Genomic DNA, 13,416 nt, shown 5'->3' with positions numbered 1-13,416 from the left:
ACATGAAGATTCGGCGATACTGACATGATTTCAAGACGTTTGTGTGTGAGGTGTGGTCATGTCGGGAAAGACGAGTCGGGTGGCACTGGCCTTGACGGCGGCGGAAGAGGAGATGCTCGGGGATCTGGCCCGGTCGAGAACGGCGCCGGTACGTGAAGCCGAGAGGGCGAAGATTCTCCTGGCGTACGTGGAGAACCGGTCGATTACTGAAGTCATGCGTCGAGTGGGAGTCGGACGTTCGACGGTGTACAAGTGTATCGACAAAGCCCTGGCCGATGGTGTGGCGGCTGGCCTGAAGGATGCCTATCATCGCCCGCATGAGCCTGAGATTGGCGAGGAGGCCAAGGCTTGGGTCGTCAGTTTGGCGTGTACCAAACCGAAAGATCATGGACGGGCAGCGGAAGTGTGGTCGATTTCGGCGTTGGCGGAATTTGTCTCGAGCCATGCCGAGGAGGTCGGCCATCCGCGTTTGGCGCAAGCGGGCAAGAGTACCGTCTGGCGGATTCTCAACGAGCGGCAGATCAAGCCGCACAAGATCCGCTATTACCTGGAGCGGCGTGACCCGGATTTCGACCGGAAGATGCAAGAGGTTCTGATGGTTTATCAGGATGTGGCTTTGTACCGGGAGGGGGCTGTTCATGATGCGCGTCCCAATCCGATCTACACCGTGAGCGTCGACGAGAAGCCAGGTGTTCAGGCGCTGGGTCTGACGGCGCCGGACTTGCCCCCGGTGCCTGACAAAGCGGCCACCCTCGGGCGTGATTACGAGTACGTTCGCCATGGCACCGTCTCGATTCTGGCTGGCATCGATCTGCACTCCGGTCATATCTTCGAGCGAGTCGAGGATCGGCACCGTAGCGCCGAGTTCATTGAGTTGCTCAAGGATATCGACGCCCACTATCCTCCAGAGGCGCTTGTTCGTCTCGTCCTCGACAATCATTCGGCACACATCTCGAAGGAAACCCGGGCGTTCCTTGCGACGCGTCCTGGGCGCTTCGAGTATGTCCACACCCCCAAACACGGCTCGTGGCTCAACCTCATCGAGTGCGCCTTCTCGAAGATGGCTCGCACCTTCTTGCGACATATCCGCGTCAGTTCTCTAGACGAACTCAAGACACGCATCCGCCAAGGGGTCGACGAGATGAACGCGGCCCCAGTCGTCTTTCGTTGGAAGAAGTTCGATCTCGCCATAGCCTAATCTGTATAGGTTTTAACGGAACGCACTACTAGTTCGTTGAGGAGATGGCGGTCGAAACGATCGATGCGCTGCTCCAACTCCTGAACATGGGCCATCAACTCACGCAGCACGAAACGGTGTTCGGCCGTGAGGTCGCCATCGAGGGCGTCGAGCAGTTCCCCGCGGTCGGCCTTGAGGCGATTGCCGGCCAGCATCAGCACCTCAGCGGGAGCCTGGCCTTCGATCAGCGCCTTGACCATCGCTCGCCCGGCGACCCCATGGATGTCACTGACGACGACCGACAGACGAATGCCACCATCGGAAAGCACCTTGTGCACGCGGTTCTTCTCGCCCGAGAGGATGCCGACCAGTTGCTGGCGTTGCCGCGCCACATGGCGCAGCTCCCGCAACTTCGCGGGCGGCACGAACGAGGCACGCAGCAGTCCGGATCTCGCCAGCGTTGCCAGCCACTGCGCATCCGCCCAGTCGGTCTTGCGACCCGGAACGGTCTTCACACGCCGAGCATTGACCACCGTCGACACGATGCCGACCTTCTCCAGCGCGGCATAGGGGCTTTTCCAGTAGATGCCCGTGCTCTCCATGACCACGACTTCCGGGCCACGGGTGGCCACCCACTCGGCCAGCGCCTGCCGGTCACGCTTGAACCCGCCGAACTCGGCCAATCCTTGGCGCTCACGAAACCTGACCCTTTTTTGCTCACGAGAATTGAGCCAGCGGTAGCGCAGGCCTAGGTGGTGAGCGCGGCTGTGTGCAAGGGTTGAAGCGGTTGAAGAAGCGGCCTTCGCCAAGCCGTGCGGAGGGTTTTTCTCGTGGCTGGCGGAAGCCTTGGGGGGAGAGGCGCCCTGGAGCTGGGTCAAGGGCAGGCTGCGGCTTTTCGCAGCCTGGCGAAGCGTCCCTTGACGCAGCGGAGGGGCGATACGCTGGGGCGTGGCAGTAAGGGCGGCAGTATCGCGCTTACTGCCATGCAGACCAGCGTTTTAGGCGTCGGAGCCGCGCGGCGGTCATCGAGGAGAAACGGTGATGCTGGGCGAGCAAGCCGCCGCCGTTCACTGATGCCTTCAAGCGCTACGCGGAGTCATCTGGCGAGGTCTTTTTGCGAGACGTCGCGCGGCTGGAGGCAGCTGTCGGGGCCGTCGTTTGGGTTGCCTGGGAGCCAGCCGGCTCGCTGCGCAAACTCGCACCACTCAAGCGCAGGAGGGTGCAGCGATGCTGCAGGCGGTCGAGCAGCGCATCGACCAGCGGTTTCTTCTGAAACAACTCGTACCAATCGGGCAGGTCGACATTCGTTGTGACAATCGTCGACAGACGCAGATTGTAGCGCTGGTCCATCAGGCGGAAGAACGCGTTGACCTGCTCGGGCTTTAGGTTGAGGTAGCCGAGTTCGTCGATGACGATCAACGGCAGGCGGCACAACTGATTGAGAAGCCCAATCGTCGAGCGGTCAGCGAGCGAAGCATACAGTTCGTCGAGCAAGGCCTGTGCGTTATAGAAACGGGCGCGGTAGCCATTCAGACACGCTTCGCGCAGGAGCCCGATGGCGATTCCCGACTTGCCGGTGCCGGGCGGGCCGATCAGCAGGAGGTTCTCGCCGCGGCGCAGAAAGTCGAGCCCCGCGAGGGTCAGGACCTGCGCCTTGTTCACGCTCGGCTGACGGGCGAAGGGGAACGACTGCAAGGTCCACGGCCAGGGTAGATGGGCCTGGGCCAGACGATAGGCCAGGCTCTTCTCGCGCCGCGCCGCTTCTTCGGCGCGAAGCAGGCGAAAGAGCACCTCGGGGACCGGCGTCCCCTGCCGTTCGGCGAGGTCGAGTTCCTCGTCGAGGACGCGCTCCATTCCGGACCAGCGCATCTGCGCAATCAGCGCCTTGAGCGGCTCACGCATCGTCGTCTCCGCGGTCGAGGCGGAAGAAGTCCCCGGCCACCTGCTGCAGGATCATCGCCTCCAGGCGGCCGAGGTCGAAGAGACCAAACTTCAGCGCCTGCGCGACCGCCGCGAGGAAGGGACTTTCCGGGTAGCTTCGCCGGAACCCCAGCAAGCGGCGTAGGGGCCGCACCCCGCGCCCGTGCGCCTGCTTGACGAGCGCCGCGACGTACGCGTCGAGCACAGGGTGGTGGCCCTGCAGCAAGGTGGCTTCAGGCGGCGGGGTACGATCCTGACGCTGCGGCGTCGGGTGATGCCCGGGCAGCTTCTGCTTGGCATCGCGTACGCCGATCAGCCGCGGGTGGACCGCGACCAGTTGCTCGCGGGCACAGATCCTGAGTTCGCTGGCGTACAGATAAACCGTCAGCGTCTTGCCCACCCAACGTTCGGGCACCGAGTAGCGATTGGTCTCGATCGACACGAAGCCGTACAGATCGACCACCCGCTCGGCCACCTGATAGACCGGCGGCAACACCGCCGGCAGCGGCTGCAGACAGGACCTCTCCATCGCGTAGGCCGCGCTTGGCGCCATCCCCAGGACACGCTTCGGCTTGGCATTCGCCACCTTCTCGCACCAGGCTCGCGCCTGCTGGTTCAGGTCGGCGAAATCGGCGAACGTCCGCCCGGCCAGGAAATTGCCTTCGACCCAGGCAAAAGGTCTTTCGACGCGCCCCTTGCGGTCGGGTTGGTTCACCGGGTGGGCACGGAAGGCGAATCCCAGCGTGCGCGCGAACGCCACCATCTCGGGCGCGAACACGGCATCGTCGCCGGCGCCGTCGACGACGATCACGCTGGTGTTGTCGATGACGCAGGTCGGGCAGCAGCCGGCCAGGAAGCGCACGGCCTCGAGCAGGAACTGCTTGGCTTCAAAGCGCGTAAAGCGCGGGTAGTACTGGAGGAACAGGCAGCGCGAATAGGCCAGGATCAGCGACGCGCATTGCGCCGTCAGCGTCTTGCCGGCCAGGATCACGCGATGGGGCGAGGTATCGTGCTGCATCTCCTGGCCGGGCGCGAAGACATACTCGCCAGCGCGTTTGGGCGGCGAGCGCAGACCGGCTTCCCGGATCCATCGGGTGAGCGTGCTGTAGCCGGGATGGAGGCCCAGTTCCGCCTGCAGCATCTCCTGTAGGCGGACCCCATAGCCGCGCACGCGCGCAAAAGCGGCAGGGAGCCAGAGGCGTACCGGCGCCGGGCACGCGGGCTCGCGCGCGTCGGCAAGAACCGGCATTCGCAGGATGCGGCGAATCGTATTACGCGACAGCTTCAAGAGCCGGCTGATCTCGCGAACAGCCAGGCCTTGCTGATGCAGCGTCTGGACGGATTGACGAATCTCGGGGGATATCATGCGGGCAAATCCTGGTCAGATGGCGCTGAAGCGACGCGAGCGCCGGTTGCAAAGAAGCCACCGCCGCCGTGACGGCGGGCGGCATAGCGGTCGATGGCGAACTCAAGGCGGACAAACGCCGCTTCAGACGGGCACCGACGGCTTCCAGGATGCGCAGGTCGGCGAGCACCTCGCCTTCCGGCCCCTCGCGCAGACGTTCGGCAACCTTCTCTTCCTGCCGAGCGGCGACGGCTTCGAGCAACAGCTGCGGCGACTCGACCATGCGCTCGCGCACCGGTCGCGCAGCGCGTTGATACTGCGCAAACCAGTTGGCCAATTGCCGAGTTGACAGGGGCGTCGTGCGCAGGGTCGCGAGCAGTTGTTCGGCGTGCGCGCTATTGGCGCGCGCCAACGGTCCGAGGATGCGGACCGCCGCCCAGGTCGACACCTGCCCCTGGCGTACGGCCTCGAGCAAGGCGTCCGACAGCCCCCCGAGCAGTTGCAGACGGCGACTGACCCAGCTCACATCGCGCCCGCAACGCCGGGCGACTTCGTGTTGACTCAACTGCCCGCCCGAAATCAACTCGCGCAACAGGAAGGCTTCTTCGATCGGCGCAAACGATCGGCTGCGCGTCCGCGCCAACACGCCCAACAGCGCCTGCGCGAGATCCGCCTGCCAGCATTCGACCTCGGCCGTATCGCGCCCGAGGTGACGCAACGCGGCGATGCGTCGATAGCCGTCGACCAGGATGAACGCCTCGCCCTCCCCGGCGACCGCAATGCAGGGAACCAATTGACCATCGGCCGCGATTGACCTGGCCAGACGCGTGATCGCCGGAGGGTCCGGCAAGCGAAGCGATGCGTAGCGCAAATCGAGGCGGTGCAAGTCGAGGGTAAGAACCCCCGCAGCAGCCAATTGATCCATGCGAGATACCTCCTGTCGGACCTAGCGTACCGGCCTGGTGCCGCCAGGGCGAGCAAGTCGTCTTTTGCAATTCGTAAGTATTCGGTGAACCCGTAGTCGGAGGCGGCGGCCGATAGTCGGCGACTGAGCAGATGGCGGAGGGCTGGACACAGAAGCCGAGTTTGGGTAGACTTCGGCGTATGGGCTCTGGATCGGACATCTCGTACGCAGGACCATCGACAAGCAACGGCAAGCCGACGCCGTTTGCCCAGGTGATGGTGACGCTGAGCAAGGAAGCGGAGATCAAGCTCCGTTCCGAGGCCAATTACTGGAAGAGTCAACATCAACAAGCGCTTGCCCGTTTGGCGCAACGGGAGGCTGATCATCGCCTGGCGATGGCGCAAGCGGCGGCGCGTGAGGCGGCTTTGCGCAGCGAGTTGGAGAAGGCCGAGGGCAAGCTCCGGGATTTGCAAAAGCGCCTGTTTGGCCGCAAGTCCGAGCGTCGTTCGAGGACGGAAAAGGACGCCGCATCGAATGACCAGAAGTCGGCAAGGCCGCGAGGCCAGCGGCCGGGAGTCGCCGGTCACGGACGGAGGCTCGAAAGCCACTTGCCGGCACAGGTCGAAACCATCGAACTCGACTGCCCCCATTGCCCGGAGTGTGGTCTCGGCTATGCCGACTTTCCCGGCACGGAAGACAGTGAAATTCTCGAAATAGACGTCAAGCCGTACCGGCGAGTAATCCGCCGGCGGCGCTACCGGCGGACCTGTCGGTGCCCCGGGACGCCGGGCATCCTGAGCGCACCCCCCCCCGGCGCGGTTGATCACCCGCGGCAAGTACGGGGTGTCGATCTGGGTGCACCTTCTGCTCGCCAAGTTCTCGTACGGCCAGCCGACTCATCGCCTGCTCCGAGACTGGTCTGACTACGATCTGACGCTCTCGCCCGGAACCCTTACTGGCGGACTACGCACCTTGGCCCCGCTGTTCGAGCCGCTGGAAGACGCGCTGCGTTGCCGACTGCAGAGCGAGAATCGCTGGCACGCGGATGAAACCCGCTGGATGGTGTTTGCCGAGACCGAAGGGAAGATCGGTCATCGCTGGTACCTGTGGGTGTTTCACTCCGAATCGGTGATTCACTTTGTGCTTGACCCGACGCGATCGGCGCCGGTGCCGATCGCAGAACTGTCCGCCAGCCAAGGAGGGATCGTCATCTGTGATCGCTACTCGGGCTACAAGAAGCTCGCGAGAATCCTTGGGACGATCCTTCTGGCCTTCTGCTGGGCCCATCAACGGCGTGATTTCATCGAGTTGGCCAACGCCCATCCGGAGCTCTCGGAATGGGCCCTGTCCTGGGTCGAACGGATTGGCGAGCTCTACCTCTTGAACGACGCGCGCCTTGCCGTGCGCGCCGATCCGGTTCAGTGGGCCGCACGTGACGACGGCTTGCGGCAAAGGGTCGCGCAAATGGCGAACCAACGCGAGGCCGAACGGGCGAACCCGGCGCTCAAGGCCCCGGCCAGGAAGGTGCTGCAGAGCATGCAGAAGCATTGGTCCGGCTTGACGGTGTTTGTCGACCACCCCGAGGTGCCGATGGACAACAACGTCGCCGAGCGGGACCAACGCACGCCCGTCGTCGCGCGCAAGAACTTCTACGGTTCCGGCAGTCCGTGGTCGGGCGCCCTCGCGGCCACGATGTTCAGCTTGCTGATGACGATGCGCCTGTGGGGGATCAATCCCCGCACCTGGCTGACGGCGTATCTGGACGCCTGTGCGGCGAATGGCAGCCAGCCGCCGGCGGACCTGAGTGTCTTTCTGCCCTGGGCGATGGACGCTGACCTGCTGGCACAGAGGCGTCGTGCCGCGATGGACCCGGCCGACCCCATCGACAGCTCATGAAGCCTTATTGCGGGCGTCAGTTCACCCTTGACGAACTGCAGACCCTCCGCCACCTGATCGAGGCCAACCCCAGTGCCAGCCGCGCGCAGCTCTCGCGTCAGGTGTGCGCGCTCCTCGACTGGTTCAAGCCGAATGGCGAGCTGAAGGACATGACCTGCCGAGTCGCCATGCTACGCATGCAAGCGGACGGCCTGCTCACCCTGCCGGCGGCACAACGGTGCGCCCCTCGCCAACCCGAGTATCTCGCCACCGCCGCTACCGATCCCCAATCGCTGCTCGTGCGGCCAGTGCATGAGCTGCCGCCGCTCCACTTGCGCCAAGTCTCCGGTTCGGCCCACTCCCGACTGTGGAACGAGTACATCGCCCGTTACCACTATCTCGGCTACACGCCCATGGCCGGTAGTCAGAGCCGCTACTTCGTCTTCGCCGGTGAGCATCGGGTTGCCTTGTTGAGCTTCGGCGCCAGTGCCTGGAAGCTTGCCGCACGCGAGCGCTTCATCGGCTGGCAGGAGGACGAGCGGCAAAGAAACCTGCCGCTCGTGGTCAACAATGCCCGCTTTCTGATCTTGCCCTGGATCCAGTCCAAGGGCTTGGCCTCGAAGATCCTCGCGATCATCCACAGGCAACTGCCCAACGACTGGCTGGCGCGCTACGGCTACCGCCCCGTGCTCCTCGAAACCTTTGTCGAGACTCCCCGTCATCGCGGCACCTGTTACCAGGCCGCCAACTGGATCAAGGTCGGTCAAACCACCGGACGCGGCAAGAAATGCCCCACGTCCAAGCCTATCCTGCCGATCAAGGATATCTGGCTCTATCCCCTGCACAGGAGCTTCCGCTCAATTCTGTGTCGCTAGCGCCGATCGTCAAGGTCAGACTTGGCCCACGGGTTCACCGAATACTTACTGCAATTCCCTCAGGGCGAGGCACAAGCCGCTGTAATCACGGTGATTTCGACCATCCACGCGTCACTCTTTGCAAGCGACGCGTCCACTACCGGGGACAAACGGTAAGTGCCTGAAGGAATTGGCATTTCAACCTTTGACGCGTTCATCTTTGCAATCTGCCCGGCCGCCTCGTCCTTTGCGCGTTGCCGCTGCCGGACGCGGTTGCGCTCGGCGTACTCCGGGTGTTGGCGTCGATAGTCCCGCCAATAGTTCGGGTGGCGCTCCGCCCAAGCCTGTTGTACCCGCTTCTGGTTCTCGCGATAGTCGGGATCGTTCTGGCGCCTGGTCGCCTGCCAACGCCGTCGCCGTTCGCGTTGGCAGGCCGCAGCGGAACAAAAGCGTTGCTCTGCAATTTGCGGGCGTGGCCGAAAGGGGGCCTGGCACGCCTGACATTGCCGGAATTCCATAGTGGGTTCTCCCCGCACGAGGTCGTGATGTCGTGCGGGAAGATACGGCGGCCGGAGGTGATTCCTGGCTGTCGGCGGGCTGATGAGGTCCGGGAGGGATTTGTTGGGGACAGCGGGCGCCGCGAGGGGCTTCTCTGCCGCACCGTCAGGAAGACGCGCCTTCGGACTGAGGCGCTATCGCTCCGGATAACAGACGAGGAACACCGACCGCCATCGGTAGCCGTTGCGCATCAACGGGGCCACCCACGTCTCTCGCCATCTCACCAGCTCAGACAGTCCTACCTGGGGCAGGACTTCTTCTCTCCTTCACATGCCACGCGGCAAGCCCGAGCAGTGGGTCCGGTCTGGTGAGCAGAAACGGGTCAATTCTGGTGAGCGCCAAGGGCCAATTCAACCGTCACCTCTCCCGACTCATCCTCGAGAATCGCACAGGCCGTGATCTTCGCTTGATGCACGTCCAGCCCAACCACCCGCTTGTAAAGTGTAACCAGCTCCATCGTGGACTCCTTTCCCATAAGCTCCGCAATGGGTAGAAGACGGGGCTGAACCGAAACAACCTGCAGGGTCGCCCCTGCGGTCCTATTACCGTGCGCTCTGAACGAGGCAATCCGGGGTACGAGTCGGTTCGGCGGGTCACGTTGGGGATCAGGGTGCTACCGCCATGTCATTGCTCGACCTCTCCCGCTTCTGCCCACTTGCATTCTCTTTCATCCTCCGGGGTGGCGCGACTCAGATCTCGCAATGATCGTTGGGGCGACAGCGAAATCTTGCCCGGCCTGCTCGACCAAGTCGAAGGCGAGATCGCCCAAGTCTCGGCCGATGGCGCCTACGACAGCCACGGCTGCCATGCGGCAATCGCCGAGCGGGACGCGCGTGCCACCATTCCGCCACGCGACGGCGCGGTCACGTGGGGAGGCGACCACGCTCGCGACGCCATCATTCAGGAAATTGGAGCCAAGGGACTCGACGGCTGGAAGAACGATAGCGGCTACCACCGGCGCAGCATTGCCGAGAACATGATGTACCGGTTCAAGCAACTGGGGGACAGCCTGTTCTCCCGGCGTTTCGAGCGACAAGTGAACGAAGCCCACGTTCGAGCCGCCATCATCAACACCTTCACCTACCTGGGCATGCCGCAATCCGTCCGGGTAGGGCAAGTTGCGCCTGCGGCATGACGAAGGACGGGAAATGGGGGAACTCGTGCCGGAAACGAGGAATCCAGGCTCATGGAATATCAGCAATTACTAATAGTGCACCAACGCCCCGCGAAAGCCCCTTGACGCCCTGGAGGTCGCAGACGCTGACGGCAGTTGTCGGGGATGTTTTTTCATCCCCGGCGGCTGCCTCACGGCGAGTGCGGGGTCTGGGGCGGCGCCCCAGGGTTTGCTCGCCGCTGAGGGTCTAACGTGCGGCCGGGGGAGGCTTGGAAGCGTCCCTGGCCGCCGTGGCCTGGACGGGCGACCGGGCTTCCGGCAGGGGCCGCGGTTTGCGCCGGGTCTCGCCGTCGAGAATGATCTGATAAGCACGGTCGCGCAAACGGTCGAGCGTCGCCGCCCCCATCAACTTGTTGGGAAACGCCGCGCCCCACTCGTCGAAGTGCAAATTGCTGGTCAGCAAGGTGGTCGCGCGCTCATAACGGGCATCAATCAGATCGTGGAAATCCTCATCCTGCGGCGAGCGCATAGGACGCAGCGCGAAGTCATCAATGGCCAGCACATCGACGCGGGCCAACTGACGCAGCTTGCGCTCAAAGGAATCGGTCGCCCGCGCCGCGTGCAGCTGAGCCAGTAGCTTGGCGTGCGAAATGAACAGGACCTCATGGCCGGCGCGCAGTGCGCAATGGCAGAGCGACTGGACCAGGTGAGACTTGCCCGTACCGGTCGGACCGGCGATCAGAACCGGCGCCTGTTCGAGGACGAATCGGCAGGTTGCCAGCTCGGCAATCAAGGCGTGATTGACCGACGGACTGTGGCTGCAATCGAAACGTTCCAGAGTCTTGTCGCCGACCACCTGCGCCTTGCGCAGGCGCTGGGCAAACTGACGCTGATCACGACGGGCGACTTCGTCCTCGACCAGCAACGCCAGGAAGTCGGTGTAGGCCAGCTTGGCCTCGATCGCCTGACGGTTTCTCGCCTCGAGCGAGTCGAGGATGCCGGACAGGCGCAGTTGCATGAGCAGGGGTTCAAGTGGGAGCATGGGATTCATGAGAGGATTCCAGATAGATAAGGGATGAGCAAGGAGCGGCGCGCCGTGCGGCGGCTCAATGCAACAGATCGGAGGGTTGGCGGCGGAAGTGGCCGCCACTCAGATAGGGCGCTTCCAGCGTCGGCGCGTCGATCAACTCCGGCTGCTGGTCGAGTCCGGTCTGGAGGATCTGCTTGATCGTGCGATAGCTCGGCGTACCAAAGTTCAGCGCGCGGCTACACGCCGCGTCGAGTCGGTTGCGACCGAACTGATCGGCCAAGCGCAGCAAGCCCTGGACGGCGCGCAGCTGATCGAGCACACGCTTCGCGAACAAGCTCTCGACGACCGCCCGACAAGCCGGCCCGACCGCCGTGGCCTGGGTCAAGCACCACTGCGGATCGCGCATGAAGTAAGCCTGGGCGTCGGGTGGCAGATGATCCGCGACGGTCGACCGCGTACCCGCTTTGAACAGGCGCGGATGGATCGCCACCAGCTCGTGCTCGTGATAGAGGCGTACGACATCCGGCGTGATTTCCAACCACAGCGTCTGGTGGATCAGGCGAAACGGCGCTGAGTAGTGGCAATACGCATGCTGGACGTGGCCGTTGCCGTGCAGCTTGGCCTTAGCCCAGGTTGGGCACGTTGGCGCGACGGCGGGCAGCGGCTGCAGCAGCGCTTGCTCGGTTTCGTTGAAGCGCATGAGCGGCCGCTCACGCGTACTGCCGTGGAGGCGATTGCCTGCCTCGCCCTGAATCCACGCCTCTAATTGCGCATTCGCGTGCGCCAGGCTATGAAACTCGCGCAGCGGCATGAAGTTGCCCTTGACATATTTGACTCCCGACTCCACGCGGCCTTTCTTGGCCGGGTCCGCGACCGGACAGGGGTCGATTACAAAGGCATAGCCGAGCGCGAGTTCGGCGTAGGCGCGCTGCACCGTCGGCTCGTAGTAGCAGGCGCGCGTGATCGCGCACTTCGGGTTGTCTATCCGTACCTTGCGCGGGACGCCGTTGAACCACTCGAAGGCGTGCCGGTGGCAGGCCAGCCAGGTCTCGACGCTCTGGTTGCGCACCACTTCGGCGTACTGGTGCCGACTCCACGACAAGGTCATGACGAAGAACCAGGTCTTGAACACCTCGCCGGAATGGCGGTCGGTGATCAGCGGTCCCGAACCGAAGTCGACCTGCGCTTGTTCGCCGACGGCAAAGTCGAGCATCACGGTCGCCACCGGGGCGGGGGCCGCTTCGCTACGCAGGAAGCGATAGACGGCATGCACGCTGCCGCCGTAGCCGTACCGGCGGGCCAGCGCCTGGCGGATGCTGCTCACGGCAATGCCCTGACGGTGCCACTCGAGAACGTTCTCGCGAAAGGGCTCCACAGTGGACAGGTGGCTCGCGTTCTTGACCGCCCCGCCGCCCGCCGTCTGGTAGTAACGCGCCATCGTCGCGTCGTCCGGCAGCGGGCTCGTCGCCTCCAGCCAGTTCTGCGCGGCGGCGATGTCTCGCACACGTGCGACGGTGTCGCGCCCGACCCCCTGTGCTCGGGCGACCGCCCGATTGCTTTCGCCCAGTCGCAGGCGTTGAATCATTTGTCGTATTTCGTACATTTCGAACTTCCTGTTAGCCATTGCGCCTGCCCCCGACAAAATTGCCAGAGGTTACACAATCGGAAGTCCGAAACCGTCTCTACTTGCCTTCTACGTGGCCTTATTGCGCCGCGATTGCTCTGGCCTCATTGCGCCGCGAGTCCAGTGGCCTCATTACGCCGCCACCGAAATGGCCTTATAGCGGCGCGAATTAACAGGAGCAGACGGTCGAGCGTTGCCCAGCCGGTGCGCTGGCCGAACAGGGATTCGAATCGCGCGGTCAGCGCCTCTGTGTCCGCCGGCGCTGGCGCGGCCCGGTAGACCTTGAGATCGGCGTAGTAGGCCCAGATTTCCCCGCGCACGCGTTCTTGCTCGCCGCGCTGGACCGCGTTGGACGGAATCAGCTTGTGTACCAAGCGCTCGGTATGCACCCAGCAGAGGCCGTGCTCCAGGAGGTCGAACTGCCCCCGGCGCCATCGCTGACGATGGCCAGCATCGGATGGATGCCTTTGGCCACGAGACCGCCCAACAAGCCGGCCTCGGTGGCGATGCGGCGGTGGCGCTCATCGCAGATGCCGAGGCGGTTGAGATACGCCGCCCAATCGTCACCGGCAAACAGGTTCGTCTGCAGCCGCTCGACCAGAGCCGCCTTCAACCCCTGCTTCTGCAGGTGGCGCAGGGCGATGTCGTTCAGCGCATAGGACGGCTGGCCGTCATGCAGGTGGGTCAGGAAGCCAATACGGCTCTTGTTGTCGGCGCTGCCGAACCAGGCGAAGGTCGGGCCGCTGACGACGGTGACGTAGCCATTCTGGCCTCGGTGGCGCGCACCGGAGTCGTCGACCGTGACGGCCGAACTGACTGCCAGGCCCGTTTTGAGCAGACCGGACTTCTCGGCCGAGAAGGCCTCCTGGCCGGACGCCAGCAAGGCGTCGATCTGGCCGACGGAGAGGTCGAGGCCCCATTCGCGCAGTTGCTCGTGCAGCTTCGGCTGCGTGACGTGGCAGTGGTGTCAGCAACGGAAGTAAATTGATACAGCGCAACGATTGAAAGTTGATAC

The 13,416-nt window shown here is 63.9% G+C and carries 13 protein-coding genes and 2 pseudogenes; 5 read left to right on the top strand and 10 right to left on the bottom strand.

Going from position 1 to position 13,416, the window contains the following annotated elements; genetic code table 11:
* Positions 1-58 precede the first annotated feature (58 nt).
* Complete coding sequence (locus CAP2UW1_RS07260; RefSeq protein WP_015765997.1) at positions 59-1,198, top strand: IS630 family transposase; 1,140 nt, start codon at positions 59-61, stop codon at positions 1,196-1,198.
* 29 nt (positions 1,199-1,227) lie between these two features.
* On the opposite strand, the pseudogene CAP2UW1_RS07255 reads toward CAP2UW1_RS07260, so the two are convergent.
* From CAP2UW1_RS07255 to CAP2UW1_RS07240, 4 genes and pseudogenes are all read right to left on the bottom strand, one after another.
* Positions 1,228-1,869: pseudogene (locus CAP2UW1_RS07255) on the bottom strand (IS110 family RNA-guided transposase); the annotation flags it as partial.
* Positions 1,870-2,263: 394 nt separating this feature from the next.
* Positions 2,264-3,079: an IS21-like element helper ATPase IstB gene (gene istB / locus CAP2UW1_RS07250; protein ID WP_015765996.1), complete on the bottom strand. Its 816-nt coding sequence runs from the start codon at positions 3,077-3,079 to the stop codon at positions 2,264-2,266.
* Positions 3,072-4,463: a Mu transposase domain-containing protein gene (locus CAP2UW1_RS07245; RefSeq protein WP_041567750.1), complete on the bottom strand. Its 1,392-nt coding sequence runs from the start codon at positions 4,461-4,463 to the stop codon at positions 3,072-3,074. Before CAP2UW1_RS07245 ends, istB (CAP2UW1_RS07250) begins: the two co-directional genes overlap by 8 nt.
* Positions 4,369-5,367 carry a ParB/RepB/Spo0J family partition protein gene (locus CAP2UW1_RS07240; RefSeq protein ID WP_015765994.1) on the bottom strand — a complete coding sequence of 333 codons (999 nt, stop codon included), beginning with the start codon at positions 5,365-5,367 and terminating at the stop codon, positions 4,369-4,371. The genes CAP2UW1_RS07245 and CAP2UW1_RS07240 overlap by 95 nt, the downstream gene beginning before the upstream one ends.
* 179 nt (positions 5,368-5,546) lie before the next feature.
* Here CAP2UW1_RS07240 and CAP2UW1_RS26020 point away from each other — a divergent pair, with 179 nt between their 5' ends.
* Genes CAP2UW1_RS26020 through CAP2UW1_RS07230 form a run of 3 tightly spaced genes read left to right on the top strand, consistent with a single transcriptional unit; the run spans position 5,547 to position 8,096 of the window.
* Complete coding sequence (locus CAP2UW1_RS26020; RefSeq protein ID WP_041567670.1) at positions 5,547-6,269, top strand: hypothetical protein; 723 nt, start codon at positions 5,547-5,549, stop codon at positions 6,267-6,269.
* Positions 6,190-7,242 carry an IS66 family transposase gene (tnpC, locus tag CAP2UW1_RS26015; protein WP_412566860.1) on the top strand — a complete coding sequence of 351 codons (1,053 nt, stop codon included), beginning with the start codon at positions 6,190-6,192 and terminating at the stop codon, positions 7,240-7,242. Before CAP2UW1_RS26020 ends, tnpC begins: the two co-directional genes overlap by 80 nt.
* Positions 7,239-8,096 (top strand): DUF4338 domain-containing protein, encoded by an 858-nt coding sequence (locus tag CAP2UW1_RS07230; protein ID WP_015765993.1) that lies wholly within the window; start codon positions 7,239-7,241, stop codon positions 8,094-8,096. The genes tnpC and CAP2UW1_RS07230 overlap by 4 nt, the downstream gene beginning before the upstream one ends.
* 59 nt (positions 8,097-8,155) lie before the next feature.
* On the opposite strand, the gene CAP2UW1_RS24400 is transcribed toward CAP2UW1_RS07230, so the two are convergent.
* Entirely contained in the window at positions 8,156-8,593 is a 438-nt protein-coding gene (locus CAP2UW1_RS24400; protein WP_015765992.1) for a hypothetical protein, read from the bottom strand.
* 362 nt (positions 8,594-8,955) lie between these two features.
* Positions 8,956-9,090 carry a hypothetical protein gene (locus CAP2UW1_RS26010; protein WP_291914487.1) on the bottom strand — a complete coding sequence of 45 codons (135 nt, stop codon included), beginning with the start codon at positions 9,088-9,090 and terminating at the stop codon, positions 8,956-8,958.
* Between the two features lie 249 nt (positions 9,091-9,339).
* On the opposite strand from CAP2UW1_RS26010, the pseudogene CAP2UW1_RS07225 reads away from it, so the two are divergent.
* Positions 9,340-9,768 (top strand): annotated as a pseudogene (locus CAP2UW1_RS07225) (transposase); the annotation flags it as partial.
* A gap of 226 nt (positions 9,769-9,994) precedes the next feature.
* Here the strand turns inward: CAP2UW1_RS07225 and istB (CAP2UW1_RS07220) are convergent.
* The 4 genes from istB (CAP2UW1_RS07220) to CAP2UW1_RS23600 all read right to left on the bottom strand — a co-directional run bounded on the left by istB (CAP2UW1_RS07220) (position 9,995) and on the right by CAP2UW1_RS23600 (position 13,284).
* Complete coding sequence (gene istB, locus CAP2UW1_RS07220; RefSeq protein ID WP_015765991.1) at positions 9,995-10,798, bottom strand: IS21-like element helper ATPase IstB; 804 nt, start codon at positions 10,796-10,798, stop codon at positions 9,995-9,997.
* 55 nt (positions 10,799-10,853) lie between these two features.
* Positions 10,854-12,380, bottom strand: a complete 1,527-nt coding sequence (istA, locus tag CAP2UW1_RS07215) for an IS21 family transposase (RefSeq protein WP_012806915.1) — start codon at positions 12,378-12,380, stop codon at positions 10,854-10,856.
* A gap of 125 nt (positions 12,381-12,505) precedes the next feature.
* Positions 12,506-12,775 carry a hypothetical protein gene (locus CAP2UW1_RS07210; protein ID WP_049778534.1) on the bottom strand — a complete coding sequence of 90 codons (270 nt, stop codon included), beginning with the start codon at positions 12,773-12,775 and terminating at the stop codon, positions 12,506-12,508.
* Positions 12,760-13,284, bottom strand: a complete 525-nt coding sequence (locus CAP2UW1_RS23600) for a hypothetical protein (RefSeq protein ID WP_049778533.1) — start codon at positions 13,282-13,284, stop codon at positions 12,760-12,762. The genes CAP2UW1_RS07210 and CAP2UW1_RS23600 overlap by 16 nt, the downstream gene beginning before the upstream one ends.
* Positions 13,285-13,416 lie beyond the last annotated feature (132 nt).

The organism is Candidatus Accumulibacter phosphatis (assembly GCF_000024165.1).
Classification (GTDB): Bacteria; Pseudomonadota; Gammaproteobacteria; order Burkholderiales; family Rhodocyclaceae; genus Accumulibacter; species Accumulibacter phosphatis.
The sequence above is the reverse complement of the archived record's forward strand: the minus strand, read 5'-3'. Positions and strand labels throughout refer to the sequence as shown.

Coding starts and splice junctions, on each gene's coding strand:
- CAP2UW1_RS07260 (WP_015765997.1), top strand. CDS start 59: ATGTCGGGAAAGACGAGTCGGGTGGCACTGGCCTTGACGGCGGCGGAA.
- istB (WP_015765996.1), bottom strand. CDS start 3,079: ATGCGTGAGCCGCTCAAGGCGCTGATTGCGCAGATGCGCTGGTCCGGA.
- CAP2UW1_RS07245 (WP_041567750.1), bottom strand. CDS start 4,463: ATGATATCCCCCGAGATTCGTCAATCCGTCCAGACGCTGCATCAGCAA.
- CAP2UW1_RS07240 (WP_015765994.1), bottom strand. CDS start 5,367: ATGGATCAATTGGCTGCTGCGGGGGTTCTTACCCTCGACTTGCACCGC.
- CAP2UW1_RS26020 (WP_041567670.1), top strand. CDS start 5,547: ATGGGCTCTGGATCGGACATCTCGTACGCAGGACCATCGACAAGCAAC.
- CAP2UW1_RS07230 (WP_015765993.1), top strand. CDS start 7,239: ATGAAGCCTTATTGCGGGCGTCAGTTCACCCTTGACGAACTGCAGACC.
- CAP2UW1_RS24400 (WP_015765992.1), bottom strand. CDS start 8,593: ATGGAATTCCGGCAATGTCAGGCGTGCCAGGCCCCCTTTCGGCCACGC.
- CAP2UW1_RS26010 (WP_291914487.1), bottom strand. CDS start 9,090: ATGGAGCTGGTTACACTTTACAAGCGGGTGGTTGGGCTGGACGTGCAT.
- istB (WP_015765991.1), bottom strand. CDS start 10,798: ATGAATCCCATGCTCCCACTTGAACCCCTGCTCATGCAACTGCGCCTG.
- istA (WP_012806915.1), bottom strand. CDS start 12,380: ATGTACGAAATACGACAAATGATTCAACGCCTGCGACTGGGCGAAAGC.